Source organism: Mycobacterium sp. (assembly GCF_046091765.1).
GTDB lineage: Bacteria > Actinomycetota > Actinomycetes > Mycobacteriales > Mycobacteriaceae > Mycobacterium.
Genome location: NZ_JBJTCF010000079.1, coordinates 1 through 14,729, shown reverse-complemented (window position 1 = coordinate 14,729; position 14,729 = coordinate 1). Strand labels below are relative to the sequence as shown.

General features: G+C 69.1%; 13 protein-coding genes and 1 pseudogene. 9 read left to right on the top strand and 5 right to left on the bottom strand.

The window, feature by feature from the left end; genetic code table 11:
• From ACKOB8_RS08165 to ACKOB8_RS08155, 3 genes are all read right to left on the bottom strand, one after another.
• On the bottom strand, positions 1–545 hold a 545-nt coding region (locus tag ACKOB8_RS08165), incomplete at its 3' end, for a twin-arginine translocation signal domain-containing protein (RefSeq protein WP_526376709.1).
• Between the two features lie 17 nt (positions 546–562).
• Positions 563–1,810: an ABC transporter ATP-binding protein gene (locus ACKOB8_RS08160; RefSeq protein WP_526376708.1), complete on the bottom strand. Its 1,248-nt coding sequence runs from the start codon at positions 1,808–1,810 to the stop codon at positions 563–565.
• A gap of 73 nt (positions 1,811–1,883) precedes the next feature.
• The gene (locus tag ACKOB8_RS08155; RefSeq protein ID WP_526376707.1) at positions 1,884–2,732 is read right to left on the bottom strand and encodes an SDR family NAD(P)-dependent oxidoreductase; all 849 of its coding nucleotides are present in this window, start codon (positions 2,730–2,732) and stop codon (positions 1,884–1,886) included.
• Positions 2,733–2,847: 115 nt separating this feature from the next.
• Between ACKOB8_RS08155 and ACKOB8_RS08150 the strand changes: the two genes are divergently transcribed.
• Genes ACKOB8_RS08150 through ACKOB8_RS08115 form a run of 8 tightly spaced genes read left to right on the top strand, consistent with a single transcriptional unit; the run spans position 2,848 to position 12,143 of the window.
• Positions 2,848–3,657: an MlaE family ABC transporter permease gene (locus ACKOB8_RS08150; protein WP_526376706.1), complete on the top strand. Its 810-nt coding sequence runs from the start codon at positions 2,848–2,850 to the stop codon at positions 3,655–3,657.
• A gap of 3 nt (positions 3,658–3,660) precedes the next feature.
• On the top strand, positions 3,661–4,518 hold the full coding sequence (locus tag ACKOB8_RS08145) for an MlaE family ABC transporter permease (protein ID WP_526376705.1): 858 nt from the start codon (positions 3,661–3,663) through the stop codon (positions 4,516–4,518).
• 10 nt (positions 4,519–4,528) lie between these two features.
• Positions 4,529–5,806 carry an MCE family protein gene (locus tag ACKOB8_RS08140; RefSeq protein WP_526376704.1) on the top strand — a complete coding sequence of 426 codons (1,278 nt, stop codon included), beginning with the start codon at positions 4,529–4,531 and terminating at the stop codon, positions 5,804–5,806.
• A complete protein-coding gene (locus tag ACKOB8_RS08135) occupies positions 5,803–6,828 on the top strand; it encodes an MCE family protein (protein WP_526376703.1) in 1,026 nt (341 codons plus the stop codon). Before ACKOB8_RS08140 ends, ACKOB8_RS08135 begins: the two co-directional genes overlap by 4 nt.
• Positions 6,828–7,925: an MCE family protein gene (locus tag ACKOB8_RS08130; RefSeq protein WP_526376710.1), complete on the top strand. Its 1,098-nt coding sequence runs from the start codon at positions 6,828–6,830 to the stop codon at positions 7,923–7,925. The genes ACKOB8_RS08135 and ACKOB8_RS08130 overlap by 1 nt, the downstream gene beginning before the upstream one ends.
• On the top strand, positions 7,925–9,394 hold the full coding sequence (locus ACKOB8_RS08125) for an MCE family protein (RefSeq protein WP_526376702.1): 1,470 nt from the start codon (positions 7,925–7,927) through the stop codon (positions 9,392–9,394). The genes ACKOB8_RS08130 and ACKOB8_RS08125 overlap by 1 nt, the downstream gene beginning before the upstream one ends.
• Positions 9,391–10,587, top strand: a complete 1,197-nt coding sequence (locus ACKOB8_RS08120) for an MCE family protein (protein WP_526376701.1) — start codon at positions 9,391–9,393, stop codon at positions 10,585–10,587. The genes ACKOB8_RS08125 and ACKOB8_RS08120 overlap by 4 nt, the downstream gene beginning before the upstream one ends.
• Complete coding sequence (locus ACKOB8_RS08115) at positions 10,587–12,143, top strand: MCE family protein (protein ID WP_526376700.1); 1,557 nt, start codon at positions 10,587–10,589, stop codon at positions 12,141–12,143. The genes ACKOB8_RS08120 and ACKOB8_RS08115 overlap by 1 nt, the downstream gene beginning before the upstream one ends.
• 9 nt (positions 12,144–12,152) lie before the next feature.
• Here ACKOB8_RS08115 and ACKOB8_RS08110 read toward each other — a convergent pair whose 3' ends face one another.
• Positions 12,153–12,689: an Rv2253/PknI dimerization domain-containing protein gene (locus ACKOB8_RS08110; RefSeq protein ID WP_526376699.1), complete on the bottom strand. Its 537-nt coding sequence runs from the start codon at positions 12,687–12,689 to the stop codon at positions 12,153–12,155.
• 8 nt (positions 12,690–12,697) lie between these two features.
• A complete protein-coding gene (locus tag ACKOB8_RS08105; RefSeq protein ID WP_526376698.1) occupies positions 12,698–14,236 on the bottom strand; it encodes an FAD-binding protein in 1,539 nt (512 codons plus the stop codon).
• Positions 14,237–14,474: 238 nt separating this feature from the next.
• Here ACKOB8_RS08105 and ACKOB8_RS08100 point away from each other — a divergent pair.
• Positions 14,475–14,729, top strand: a pseudogene (locus ACKOB8_RS08100) (adenylate/guanylate cyclase domain-containing protein); the annotation flags it as partial.

Sequence of the window (14,729 nt, the reverse complement as noted above, 5' to 3'; positions counted from 1 at the left end):
CGGTTGTAGGCCAGGCCGACCATGCCGGACATGTAGGGGGCGGTGTAGGTGCGGCCCTCGTCCGCCTTGGCGTTCAACAGGTCGGGGCGCAGGTTCTTCTTGTTGGTCCAGCGGGCATCGCTGATCGGGTTGAGCCAGCCCAGGCCGATCAGCCGCGCGGACATGAACTGGGTGGGCACCACCAGGTCCGCGCCGATGTCCTGCTTGCGCGACAGCGCCTCCTTGTTCTTGGCGAACCACTGCTCGTTGTCGTTGAAGTCCTCCTTGTAGTCCACTGTCAGGCCGGTGGCGGTCTGGAACGCCGCCACGAATCCGTCGGCCATGTACAGCGGCCAGTTGGAGACCCGCAGCGTTCCGGCAGCCGCGCTGCCGTCGTCGGGCGGCGGAACCGGCGATTTGGCCTCGCCGGGGCCCGACTTGGAACTGCAGGCGGCCAGCAGTGACGGCCCCAGCACCATGGCTGCGGCCGCTGCGGCACCGCCGCCGATGAAGCGGCGACGGGACGTGAGCCGGGCGATCGTTCGGGGGTCGATCTGGTGTGCCATGGGGGTGGGCCTTTCTGTCAGGAGTCCTCGAGCATCTCTTCGAGATCCTCGGTGGTGGGGATGTCCGCCGCGGGAAGTACCAGCGATGCGTCGGGGGACCATGCCGCGTAGACCTCGTCGCCGGGGCGCAGCAGCGGCAGATCCTGCTCCGGTCCGACGTGCGCGACGATCGCGGCGGCGTCGTCGGCGGTGAGCGACAGTCGCAGGACTGGTCCTTGGAACGTCAGGTCGGTCACGGTGGCCCGCACCGCGCAGACTTCGCCCGCGTCGGCGCCCTGCGGTGGCTGCATGGACACCCGAACCCGCTCCGGACGGACCATCACGGTGGCCTTGCCGCCGGTCTCGATGGTGGTCTCGCCCGGCCGCGCCCGAAGCGTGCTGCCCAGCACGTCGACTTCGACGTAGTCGCGGTTGGCGCGTCCGGTCTGGCGGCCGTGCCACAGGTTGGCCTGGCCGATGAAGCCCGCGACGAAGACCGATGCGGGGCGGTCGTAAATCTCGGTCGGGGTACCGATCTGCTCGACCTTCCCGGCGTTCATGACCGCGATCCGATCGCTCATCGTCAGCGCCTCTTCCTGGTCGTGGGTCACGTAGACGAACGTGATGCCGACCTCGCGCTGGATGCGCTTGAGCTCGAACTGCATGACGTGGCGAAGCTTGAGATCGAGGGCGCCCAGCGGCTCGTCGAGCAGCAGTGCGCTGGGGTAGTTGACCAGGGCCCGGGCCAGCGCGACTCGTTGCTGCTGGCCGCCGGAAAGCTGGGCGGGCTTGCGCAGCGCGAAGTCACTGAGGCGCACCACGTCGAGCATCTCGTCGACCCGGCGGTGCACCTCCTCCTTATTCTTCTTCAGGCTGCGCGGTCCGTAGGCGACGTTGTCCCACACGGTCATGTGCGGAAACAGCGCGTAGTGCTGGAACACGGTGTTGACGTTGCGTTTGTTGGGCGGTGTCCGGGAGACGTCGACGCCCTCGAGCCGGATGGCACCTTCGGTCGGGGTCTCGAAACCGGCGATCATCCGCAGGGTCGTGGTCTTCCCGCACCCGGACGGGCCGAGCATCGAGAAGAACTCTCCGGCACCGATCGAGAAGTCGGCGTCCGCGACCGCCACGTAGTCGTCGAACCTCTTGGTGACGTGGTCGATCTCGACAACCGGTCGCACGCCCGCGTGACTGCCAGGGGGTGCGGCGGACTGCCGGGTGGCGGCGGTGCCGGTCTCGGTCAGAAGCCGTCCTCCTCGGTGACAGGGCCCACAGGCCCGAAACATTCCTCCAGCAGAGCGTGGACTAAACCTTGGCCGATTTACCCGGTATCCGCAACAGAACGGCCGCCGTGCGCTCTCACATGTGGGCCCCGCCGTCGATCCGGACCTCGGTCCCGGTGACGAAGAACGCCTCCGGGCTGCCGAGCATCGCGACGACGGCGGCCACCGCGTCCGGGGTGGCGAAGATCGCCCGGTCCGGGAGCCGCAGGGCGGGGGCGACCTTGGCGAAGAGCCGCATGTCGGCGTCGGCCGGCAGTCCCGGACCGACGCTCTGCCGCGACTCGCCGGTCCCGTCGGTCATCCCCGACGAGATGGAGCCGGGCTGCACCGAGTTGAACCGGATGCCTTCCCGGGCGAACTCCGCGGCGAGCGCGTGGGTCATCGCCAGGATCCCGCCCTTGGAGGCGGCGTAGGCGGTCATGTAGGGGTGTGCGAAGTTCGCCGAGGTCGAACTGAAGTTCACCACCGCCGGAGCGTTGCCGTGCCGCAGCGCGGCGAGGGCTTCCCGGATGACCAGGAAGGTGCCGATCAGGTTCACCCGCAACACCTGCTCGAAGTCGGCCAGCGCGGTGTCGGGCAGGCGCGCCGAGCGCAGGATGCCGGCCGCGTTCACCAGGGTGTCCAGGCCGGGTTCGGACCCGGGTCCGGCTTCGGCTTCGGCCCCGGATTCGGTGAGCGCGTCCACCGCCTGTCGCACCCCGGACCTGACCGAGTCCTCGGCGGCCACGTCCATCACCACCGGGTGCAGCCGGTCGGCGGCGGCGCCCGCCCGGGAAACGGTGTCGCCCAATCCCGCCTCGCTGACGTCGGCGGCGGCCACCCGGCCGCCCTCCTCGAGGATGCGCAGCGCACAGGCTTGACCGATGCCGGAGCCGGCCCCGGTGATCAGCACGCGGCGGCCGGTGTAGCGCCGCAGGGTCGCCATCGCGATTGCTCCTCGTCGGGTCGGGGTCGGACTGCTCTCGGACCTGCCTATTGTGCCGGACCGGTAGCGTAATTCCGGCCCCTCCGCCACCGTATTCGCATACATTGCGGGGGCTATGGCGGACAGGGCTGCGGATCGCTGGTCTCCGGGCATCGCACTGGGCAAAGGCGTCTCCGGCCCGATGGAGGCCGTCGGGGGACTGTTTGCCATGTCCGCCGACGCGCTGCGGTTCGCCCTGCGCCGCCCGTTCTACTGGCGCGAGTTCCTCGACCAGTTCTGGTTCGTCGCACGGGTGTCGCTGGCGCCGACCCTGCTGGTCGCGATCCCGTTCACCGTTCTGGTCAGTTTCACCCTCAACATCCTGCTGCGCGAATTGGGCGCCGCCGATCTGTCCGGGGCCGGCGCGGCCTTCGGCGCGGTCACCCAGGTCGGCCCGCTGGTGACCGTGCTGATCGTCGCCGGCGCGGGTGCCACGGCAATGTGCGCCGACCTGGGTTCGCGGACCATTCGCGAGGAGATCAGCGCCATGGAGGTGCTGGGGATCAACCCGGTGCAGCGACTGGTCACCCCCCGGGTGCTGGCGTCGGGACTGGTGGCGCTGCTGCTCAACTCCCTGGTGTGCCTCATCGGCATCTCCGGCGGCTACGTCTTCTCGGTCTTCGTCCAGGACGTGAACCCGGGAGCGTTCGCCGCCGGCATCACGCTGCTGACCGGGGTGCCCGAGGTGATCATCTCGTGTGTGAAGGCCACGCTTTTCGGCCTGATCGCGGGACTGGTCGCCTGCTACCGCGGACTGATGATCAGCGGCGGCGGCGCCAAAGCCGTCGGCAACGCGGTCAACGAGACGGTGGTGTACGCGTTCATGGCGCTGTTCGTGGTCAATGTCGTCGTCACCGCCATCGGCATCCGATTCACCACGGGCTGACTCATGAGCACGATGACCACGCTGAGAGCGACCTACCCGCGGCTGGCCCGCCAGATCCGCCGCCCGGCGGGTTTCTTCGGCCGCATCGGCGACCACATCCTGTTCTACGGCAAGGCCATCGGCGGCATGCCGCACGCCGCGGTGCACTACCGCGGCGAGGTCATCCGGCTGATCGCGGAGATCAGCATGGGCGCCGGGACGCTGGCGATGATCGGCGGCACCGTCGCCATCGTCGGATTTCTCACGCTGGCGGCCGGTGGAACGCTGGCGGTCCAGGGCTACGCGTCGCTGGGCAATATCGGTATCGAGGCCCTGACCGGCTTCCTGGCGGCGTTCATCAACGTCCGGATCTCCGCACCGGTGGTGGCCGGCATCGGACTTGCCGCAACCTTCGGCGCGGGCGTGACCGCGCAGCTGGGTGCGATGCGCATCAACGAGGAGATCGACGCGCTGGAGTCGATGGGCATCCGGCCGGTGGAGTATCTGGTGTCCACCCGGCTGGTGGCCGGGATGGCGGCGATCACGCCGCTGTACTCGATCGCGGTGATCCTGTCCTTCCTGGCCAGCCAGTTCGTGACCGTGGTGCTGTTCGGGCAGTCCGCCGGACTGTACAAGCACTACTTCGACACCTTCTTGAACCCCATCGACCTGCTGTGGTCGTTCTTTCAGGCCGTGTTGATGGCGATCACGATCCTGCTGATCCACACCTACTTCGGTTACTTCGCGTCCGGGGGGCCCGCCGGTGTCGGGGTCGCGGTCGGCAACGCCGTGCGCACCTCGCTGGTGGTCGTGGTGTCGGTGACCCTGCTGGTTTCCCTGGCCGTCTACGGCTCCAACGGCAACTTCAACCTGGCGGGCTAGGGGAGCGGCGGTGACGGCAAACCTGGGTCCGGGACCGGCCGACCGATCCGAGACCGAGACCGCGGCGGTGCCGGTGGCACCGCGGCCGGGGCGGCATTTCGGCGCACGGGGCTACGTCCGGCCGCTCACCGGGCTGCTGACGGTGGTGGCACTGGCCGCCATCGTCGCGCTGGCCGTGAGCCTGTTCCGGGACAGCTTCCGGGACACCGTGTCGGTGACGGTCATCGCCGACCGGGCCGGTCTGGTCATGTATCCCGACGCCAAGGTCAAGCTCTCCGGCGCCCAGGTCGGAAAGGTCGAGTCGATCCACCCGCTGCCCGACGGGCGCGCGGAGTTGCGCCTGGCCATCGACCCGGCCTCGGTGCAGGCCATCCCCGCCAACGTCGGGGCGGACATCACCTCCTCGACGGTGTTCGGGTCCAAGTTCGTCGAACTGGTGCGCCCGGCCAATCCCTCACCGGCCGCACTGGCCGCCGGCACGGTGATCCAGGGCACCGGGGTCACCGTCGAGTTCAACACCGTCTTCGAGCAACTGGTCGGTGTGCTGGCCAAGGTCGAGCCGGTGAAGCTGAACCAGACCCTGGGTGCGCTGGCGAAGTCGCTGGACGGGCGGGGCGCGAAGTTCGGCCAGGGCCTGGTCGATCTCGACAGCGCCCTGGCCACCCTCAACCCCAGCCTGGAGAACCTCAACCACGCGCTGGCGGTGTCACCGGAGGTGTTCGGCGCGCTCGGGGATGCCGCGCCGGACCTGCTGGCCACCGTCGAGAACGTGACCCGCATCAGCGACACCGTCGTCGATCAGCAGGGCAGCCTCGACAGTCTGCTGATCAGCGCGATCGGCCTGGCGGACATCGGGTCCGAGGTCCTGGCCACCAACCGGCAGCCGCTGGCCGACGTCGTGCACCTGCTGGTGCCGACGACCGACCTGACCAACGAATACAACGCCGCACTCACCTGCGGGCTGGGCGGCCTGATCCCGCTGGCGACGGGCCCGGGAATCCCACTGCCCGGGGCGGTGCTGCTGCAGTCGTTCTTCCTGGGCCGCGAACGCTACCGCTACCCGGGCAACCTGCCCAAGGTCGCCGCCAAGGGCGGCCCGCAGTGCACCGACCTTCCCAATGTGCCCTTCGAGCGTCGCACCCCGTTCGTCGTCAGCGACATCGGCGCCAACCAGGCGCAGTACGGCAATCAGGGCATCCTGCTGAACTCCGACGGTCTCAAGCAGGCCCTGTTCGGTCCGCTGGACGGTCCGCCGCGCAACACCCCGCAGATGGGCCAGCCGGGATGAAGGGCTCGCGCACGACTCTGGTGAAGGTCGCCATCTTCGGCACCGCGATGCTGTTGGTGACCGCGCTGCTGTTCGCGATCTTCGGCCAGTACCGCTCCGGGCCGGAGAACCGCTACACCGCCGTCTTCGGGGATGTGTCGAGCCTGAAGTCCGGCGACACGGTGCGCGTTGCGGGAGTCCGGGTGGGCACCGTACACAGCGTCGCCCTGCAACCCGACAACACGGTGGTCGTGGGTTTCGGGGCCGACCGGGACGTCGTGCTCACCTCGGGCACCAAGGTGGCGGTGCGCTACCTCAATCTGGTCGGCGATCGCTTCCTGGAGTTGCTCGACTCCCCGGGATCGACCCGGATCCAGTCGCCCGGGTCGGTGATACCGACCGAGAGGACAGCACCCGCTCTGGATCTCGACCTCTTGCTGGGCGGACTCAAACCCGTTGTGCAGGGCCTCAATCCGCAGGCCGTCAATGCGCTGACCAACTCGCTGATCCAGATTTTGCAGGGTCAGGACGGCAACCTCGAGTCGCTGTTCGCCAAGACCTCGGACTTCTCCAACTCGCTGGCCGACAACAGCCAGACCGTCCAACAACTCGTCGACAACCTCAACTCGGTGCTCAAGACCATCGCCACCGACGGTGACAAGTTCTCCGGTGCGGTCGACCGGCTGGAGAAACTCATCACCGGCCTGGCGGCGGACCGCGACCCCGTCGGGGAGGCGATCTCGGCTCTTGACAGCGGCACCGCGTCGCTGGCCGACCTGCTCACCGGGGCGCGTGCGCCGCTGGCCGGAAGCATCGACCAACTCGGCAGGCTGGCGCCGATCCTGGACTCGGACAAGGAGTCGCTCGACATCGCGCTGCAGAAAGCGCCCAAGAACTTCCGCAAACTGGTGCGGCTCGGCTCCTACGGCAGCTGGATCAACCAGTACCTGTGCGGGATGTCGCTGCGGGTGACCGATCTGCAGGGCCGCACCGCCGTCTTCCCCTGGATCGTTCAGCACACGGGCAGGTGTGCTGAACCGTGATCCAGAAATACCGCGGCTCCAAGCTCATCCGCTCCGGCTTCATCGGCCTGGCGCTGATCCTGCTCGTCATCACCGTCGGTCTGCAGCCGCAGCGGCTGGTCGAGTTGGCCACCTCGGTCCGCCACCATGCGCTGTTCGCCGACGCGGGTGGCCTCTCACCCGGTAACGACGTCCGGGTGTCCGGGGTGAAGGTGGGCACCGTCTCCGACGTGTCCCTGCAGCAGGGCAAGGCCCTGGTGACCTTCATGGTCGACGGCAGGGTGCGGCTCGGCCAGGACACCACCGCACACATCCGCACCGGGACCCTGCTCGGACAGCGCCTGCTCACCCTGGAGTCGAGCGGGAAGGGGAAGCTGCGGTCCTCGGAGGTGATTCCGGTGTCGCGCACCGGTTCGCCCTACTCGCTCAACGACGCGATCAGCGAGCTTGCCGGCAACACCCGCTCGACCGATACCGCAGCGGTCAACCAGTCGCTGGACACCCTGGCTGTCACGATCGACCGGCTGGCCCCGCAACTGTCGCCGACCTTCGAAGGCCTCAGCCGGATCTCGCGCGCACTCAACGAGCGCAACGACTCACTCGCCGGCCTGCTCAAGAGTGCCGCCGAGGTGACGAATGTGCTCTCCGATCGCAGTCAGCAGGTGAACCGGCTGATCCTGAACGCGAACGACTTGCTCGGTGTCCTCGAGCAGCGCCGCTACGCCATCGTCAATCTGCTGGCCAACACCTCGGCGCTCGCGCAGCAGCTCGGCGGGATCGTCGCCGACAACGAGCAGGAACTCGTACCCGCACTGGAGAAGCTCAACGCGGTGTCGGAGATGCTGCAGCGGAACAACGACAACATCGGCAAGGCGATGGCGGGTCTGGCGAAATTCCAGGTGACTCAGGCCGAGGCCGTCAACAACGGGTTCTACTACAACGCCTTCGTCGCCAATCTGCTGCCCGGGCAGACCCTGCAGCCCTTCCTGGACTACATCTTCGGGTTCCGGCGCGGGGTGAACGCGGGGCAGCCCCCCGACAACGCCGGTCCGCGCGCGGAGATCCCGTTCCCCTACAACGGGATTCCGCAGCCCTACGAGCGCTGGGGTGAACCGTGATGGCCCGCCGGCGTCCGCCCACGACGGTCCTCGCGATCGCGGCACTGCTCGCGGTGCTGCTGATCGCCGGTGTGGGACTGCTGGTGCGCGGCACCGTGCTGAAACCCAAGACCATCACCGCGTATTTCACCAGCGCCACGGCGATCTACCGAGGCGACGATGTGCGCGTCGCCGGTGTCAAGGTGGGAAGAATCACGGCGATCGAACCGCAGGGCACCAAGGCCCGGTTGACCCTGGCGGTCGACCACGATGTGCCGGTGCCGCTCGATGCCAAGGCGGTGATCGTCTCGGAGAATCTGATCGGTTCCCGCTATGTCCAATTGGCGCCGGCCTACGAGACCAGCGGACCCACGATGCCCGACGGGGCGGTGATCGGACTCGACCGCACCGCCGTTCCGGTCGAGTGGGACGAGGTGAAGGCGCAGTTGATGCGGCTGGCGACCGACCTGGGTCCGAGTAGCGAGGTGTCCACCACGTCGGTGGGGCGGTTCATCACCAGCACCGCAGATGCGTTGAACGGCAATGGCGAGAAGTTGCGCGCGACCATTCGGGAGCTGTCCGGGCTGACCCGGATCCTCTCTGAGGGCAGCGGCAACATCGTCGACGTGGTCAAGAACCTGCAGACGTTCGTCACCGCCCTGCGGGACAGCAATACGCAGATCGTCCAGTTCCAGGACCGGTTGGCCACCGTCAGCAGCGTGCTCGACGGCGGCCGCTCGGACCTGGACGCCGCACTGACCAACCTTTCCGGTGCGCTCGGCGATGTGAAACGGTTCGTGGCCGGCTCCCGCGACCAGGCCACCGAGCAGGTGCAGCGCCTCACCGACATCGTCGGGAACCTCAGTGAAAACCAAATGGCTCTGAAGAATCTGCTGCACGTGGCGCCGAACGCAATCGGTAACAGCTACAACATCTACAACCCCGACACCGGCAGTGCGCTGGGCGCGTTCGCGCCGGCGAACTTCGCCAATCCGCTGCAGGTCATCTGCGCGGCGATCGGAGCGATCGAGAACGCCACCGCATCGGAGACCGGGAAGCTGTGTATGCAGTACCTCGGTCCGGCGTTGCGACTTCTCAACGTCAACTACATACCGGTCCCGTTCAACGCCTACCTCGCCAAGTCGCCGAGCCCGGAGAACCTGATCTACTCCGACCCGGCACTCGCACCGGGCGGGAGCGGAACCTCCCAGCCGGTGGAGCCGCCTCCGGCGGTGTCGGCCTACACCGGGCTCAACGGCGACGTGCCCCCGCCGCTGGGCTGGGGGGTGCCCCCGGGCGGGTCGCCGGGGGTCTACGCCCCCGACGGACTGCCCGCCGACCCGCAGCCGGCGTTGTACCCGGGCGCCCCGATCCCGCCGGGCGTGCCCCGCGGACCGGTGCCGCCGGGACCCCAGCCGGCCGCGACCCCGTCGACCCCGTCGACCCTGCAGGACCTGCTGCTGCCGGCCGAAGGTGCGCCGCCGTCATGACCACTCGGACTTCCCGGACTTCCCGGCTGGGCTTGGCGATCCTCGCGGTGATCCTCGTGAGCGTTCCCGGCTGCGGTTTCGGCGGGCTGAACTCGCTGAAGCTCCCCGGCACGGTCGGGCGCGGACCGGACGCCGCCAAGTACTTCGTCGAGGTCGCCAATGTCGGAACGCTGGAACCGAACTCACCGGTTCTGCTCGGCGATGTCGTCGTCGGCAGCGTGAACGCGCTGACGGTGCGCGACTGGCATGCCAACGTGGAGATCTCGGTCAAACCGGATGTGGTGATCCCCGCCAACGCGGTCGCCAAGATCGGCCAGACCAGTCTGCTCGGATCGATGCACCTCGCGCTCGACCCGCCGTTGGGTCAGCAGGGGACCGGCCGTCTGGCACCGGGGGCCACGCTGGGCCTGAACCGAACCTCGACCTATCCGTCCACCGAACAGACCCTCTCGGCGCTGTCGGTCGTGATCAACGGTGGTGGCGTCGGTCAGATCGGCGACATCGTCCGGGAACTCAACGCGGCGCTCAACGGCCGGGAGGCCCCGATCCGCGATCTGCTGACCCGGCTCAACGACTTCGTCGGGATTCTGGCCGACCAGCGGGAGAGCATCAACGCCACGGTGGTCGCGCTCAACCGGTTGGCCGGCACCTTCGCCGCCGAGCGCGATGTGCTGACCCGCGCGCTCGACCGGATTCCCCCGGCGCTCGACGTGCTGGTGGCCGAACGGCCGCGGCTGACCACGGCGCTGGAGAAACTGGGCAACCTCGGCAGCCTGGCGACCGATCTGCTCAATGACACCCAGGCGGACCTGATTCGCAATCTGCGCAACCTGGAACCGACGTTGCGGTCGCTGGCCGACGTCGGGCCGCAACTCGACCAGGCGCTGGCGTACTTCCTGTCGGCCTTCCCCTACGGGCAGTCGACCATCGACCGGGCGATCCGCGGCGACTACCTCAACCAGTTCCTCATCTTCGACCTGACCGTGCCGCGGCTGAAGAAGACCCTGATGCTGGGGACGAGCTGGGGGCAGGAGGGCGCGAAACTCGTTCCCGCGCCGGGGGATCCGTGGTACGCGACCTACACCTACGATCCGCTCAACGCCCCGCTGAGCCCGCCGCCCGCCCAGGTCGCGGTACCGGAACCCCCGCCGGGAGCCGACGAGCAGCCGACCACCTCGCACGGGGGTGGCTGATGCTCACCCGCTTCGTCCGGATCCAGCTGATCATCTTCACCATCGCCTCGGTGATCGGCATCAGCGCGATGGCCCTGGTCTATCTGCAGGCCCCGACCCTGTTGGGCATCGGCCGGATCACCGTCAAACTGGAACTGCCCGAAACCGGCGGGCTGTACCGCTTCTCCAATGTCACCTACCGCGGCGTGCAGGTCGGCAAGGTCACCGCGGTGCGGGCCACCCGGGCAGGCGCGGAGGCCACGCTGTCGCTGGCCACCTCACCGAAGATCCCGGCCGATCTGCAGGCCAGCGTGCTCAGCGTCTCAGCGGTCGGCGAGCAGTACGTGGACCTGCTGCCGCGCACCGATTCCGGCCCCTTCCTTCAGGACGGGTCGGTGATCCCGGCGAAGAACACGACCGTCCCGCAGGCGGTCGGGCCGATGCTCGATCAGGTCAGTGCGCTGGTGGACAGCATTCCCGAGGACAAGATCAGCGAACTGCTCGACGAGACGTTCGCGGGCCTCAACGGGTCCGGGGACGAGCTGGCAACGCTGCTGGAGGGAACCTCGACCGTGGCGGGTGACCTCAACGGAGTCGCCGACCGCGTCCGCACCCTGCTCGACGACGCCCGGCCGCTGCTGGACGGCCAGGTGCTCTCCAGCGACGCGCTGCGCACCTGGGCCCGCAGCCTCGCCGGGGTGACCGGTCAGCTCGCCGACAACGACCCGCAGCTTCGGGGCGTGCTGGCGGAGGGGCCCGGCACGCTCGACGAGGTGTCGCGGCTGCTCAATCAGGTGAAGCCGACGCTGCCGGTGCTGCTGGCCAACCTGACCACCGTCGGCCAGATCGCGGTGACCTACAACCCGTCGCTGGAACAGTTGCTGGTGCTGCTGCCCCCGTTCATCGCGTCCACCCAGTCCGTCGGCCTGCCGAGCAACAACCCGGTCGGATTCACCCAGGGCGACTTCACCCTGACCATCGGCGACCCGCCGGCCTGCACGGTGGGTTTCCTGCCGCCGTCCTCGTGGCGCTCTCCGTTCGACCTCTCCGACGCCGACACCCCCGACGGGCTCTACTGCAAGCTGCCGCAGGACTCGCCGATCGCGGTGCGCGGTGCGCGCAACTATCCGTGCATGGGGCAGCCGGGTAAGCGGGCACCCACCGTCGAGATCTGCGAGAGCGGCCAGGAGTTCGTCCCGTTGGCGATGCGCCAGCACGCGCTGGGCCCCTACCCGGTCGACCCGAATCTGCTCGCCCAGGGCGTCCCGCCGGACGATCGGGTGACCTTCGAGGAGAACATCTACGGGCCGCTGGAGGGCACGCCGCGTCCGCCGGCCGACGCGGCGCCGCCACCCCCGTCGCCCCCGCCAGCCCTGCCGCCCGCACCCTCGCCGGAGGGGGGCGCGCCGGTGGTCGCGCCGAGTGCCTTCAGCAGCACCGGCCCGTCGGTCGCGAGCGCGACCTACGATCCGGCGACCGGCCGGTTCGCCACCCCGGACGGCGGCGTCTACCGCCAGGACGGACTGGCCCCCGGCAGCGGTGAGCGCACCTGGCAGGACCTGCTGACGACCGGCTGAGCGGGCCGCTCAGCTCTGCGCGGCCAACTTGAAGGGCATCGTGATGTAGAGCGGGAGGCTGCGGCCGCAGGCCCCGCTGGGGCCGGTCGTCGCATCCTCGCCGACCAGAACGCTGGACGTCGGATCGGTGTTGGCGCCGTCGGGGGTCATCCTCTTGAACCGGAAGACCTGCAGACCGTCGGCGGTCGAACCGTCCTGGCACGGTATCCAGTTGGGCACCACCCGCTTGACGTACCACTCGCCGCTGGTCTGGTAGATCGGCGCGGTCCAGCCCTGATCGCTGGTCACGGTCCCGGTGCACTCGGTGGGGTAGCTGCACTGCGAGGAAATGGTCCACAGCGCGCGGACGGTCTTCTCGTCGTGAAAAAAGTCGTTGGTGCGGGCCCACTCACCGTTGGAGGTCGCGGTGAAGGTCCCGTTGAGCGCCCAGTTGCCCGACGCCGAGGCCGGGGGGGCCGCGACGAGGACGCCGCTGAGCACCACTGTCACGGCGACCACAGCGGCCGGGGCGGCCAGGGGGGCCAGGGGGACCGGAGTGCGACGCATGCTCGGGATTATCGCCCGCCGGCCATGTGCAGCGCGGCCAGATGGCTGAACAACAACGAAGCCCCGATGGGATTCCCCCCGCCGGGATAGGTCGTCCCGCTGACCGCGGCCATTGTGTTCCCCGCGGCATACAGCCCGGTGATCGGCCGTCCGGCGCTGTCCCGGACCCGGGCGTGGATGTCGGTGCGCAGTCCGCCCTTGGTGCCCAGATCGGACAGGCCGAACGCGGCGGCGTGAAACGGCGGGGTGTCGATGGGCACCATCGGCGGCCTGCCCTGCAGCAGGGCGCGGTCGTAGGCCTCATCGCCGCGGCCGAAGTCGGGGTCGGTCCCGTCGGCGGCCATCGCGTTGTGCCGGGCGACGGTGTCGGCCAGACCCGCCGCGGAAACCCCGATCTGCGCGGCCAGCTCGTCGAGGGTGTCGGCGGTCCGCCACAGTCCGGCATCCCGGTATTGCTCGGTGGCCGCCAGTGCGACGTTGGTCGCCCTGACCGGCGGTACCTCGCCGCGGCGGTCGTCGTAGATCATCCAGAACGGCAGATCGAGCCGGCCGGCGGCCTGCTCGGCGATGATCACCCGGCCGATCCGGTCGTAGGGCGCCGACTCGTTGACGAACCGCCGGCCCGCCTGGTTGACGAAGATGCCGCCGGTGAACCACAGCGCGAACGCACAGCGTCCGTCGGGATGCGTCAATCCCGGCGACCACCACGCCTGGTCCATCAGGTCGGTGGCCGCCCCGATGCGGATCGCCGCCCGATGCGTCAGCCCGGTGTTGCCCGGGGCGCCCATGCTGTCTTCACGGCGGCCCGGCACGTGATAGGCGGCGCGCATCTCCGGGTCGTGTTCGAATCCGCCCGCCGCCAGCAACACGCCGCGTTTGGCGCCGATCCGCACCGAGTGTCCGTCGCGGTCAGCCACCGCCCCGACAACCCGGCCGTCGTCGGTCAGCAGATCGACCAGGGCGGTGTTGCGGTGCACCGCGACGTCGGGAAAGCGGTTGAGCGCGGCGAGGAACCGCCCGATGAGCGCGCGGCCGCCGATCAGCAGATCCGGGGCGGGGGTGCCGAACCGCTCGTTGTCCAGCGGGCCGCGCACCCGTCCGGCGTGCGGGCCCAGACGCGCGTCGGGGAACGGCGTGGACACGATGTGCCGCAGGCCGTCCAGGCGGGCCCCCGGCACGGCACCGAAGTAATCCGGCCACGGCAGCGCGGTGAACTCGAACGCCTCCGGGTCGGCCTCCAGGTAGTCGATCAGCCCCGCGCCGCCGCGGACGAAGGCCTCCTGCAGCTCACGCGGGGTGCGGTCGCCCACGACCGCCTGGAAGTAGGACAGCGCCTGCTCGACGGTGTCGTCGCTGCCGGCCCGGCGCAGCACCGCGTTGCACGGGAACCACATGCCGCCCCCGCCGGAGAAGGCGGTCGTCCCGCCGAACTTGTCGGTGGCCTCCAGCAGCGCGACGGAAAGCCCCTCCCGGGCCGCCGTATAGGCACCGGCGATGCCGCCACCGGACCCGGCGACGACGACGTCGACGGTCTCGTCGAACTCCATAGCCGTCCAGCATACGTGCTGATCACAGCGGTCACAGGGGCATCAGAAGTCACTTTTCCTGCTAGGCTGCTGCACGCCGATCCCACGACGACCGGGCTGAAGGGACACCGATGGCCGACGCGTCTGACCCGGGCCTGCCGAGCAGGCAAGCCCGCGTCCGACGCCGCGCAAGCGCCTGCCCCGCATCCTGGGTCGCCGGACGCTGCACCGGATCAGCATTCAGTCGAAGCTGATTCTGATGCTGGTGCTGTGCACGGTGCTGGCCGCGGCGATCGTCGGCGCCGTGACCTTCAAAACCGGTCGCGACGGCCTGCGCGCGGGGGCGATCACCCGGCTGACCGAGATCCGCGCCGTCCAGGAACGCGACCTGACCGAGATGGTCGCCGACCTGCGCAACGCCCTGCTCATCTACACCAGCGGCGTCACCGCCGGGGATTCCCTGCGGGACTTCTCCGCCGGCTTCGACGAGTTGCAGAAGGCGCAGATCACCCCG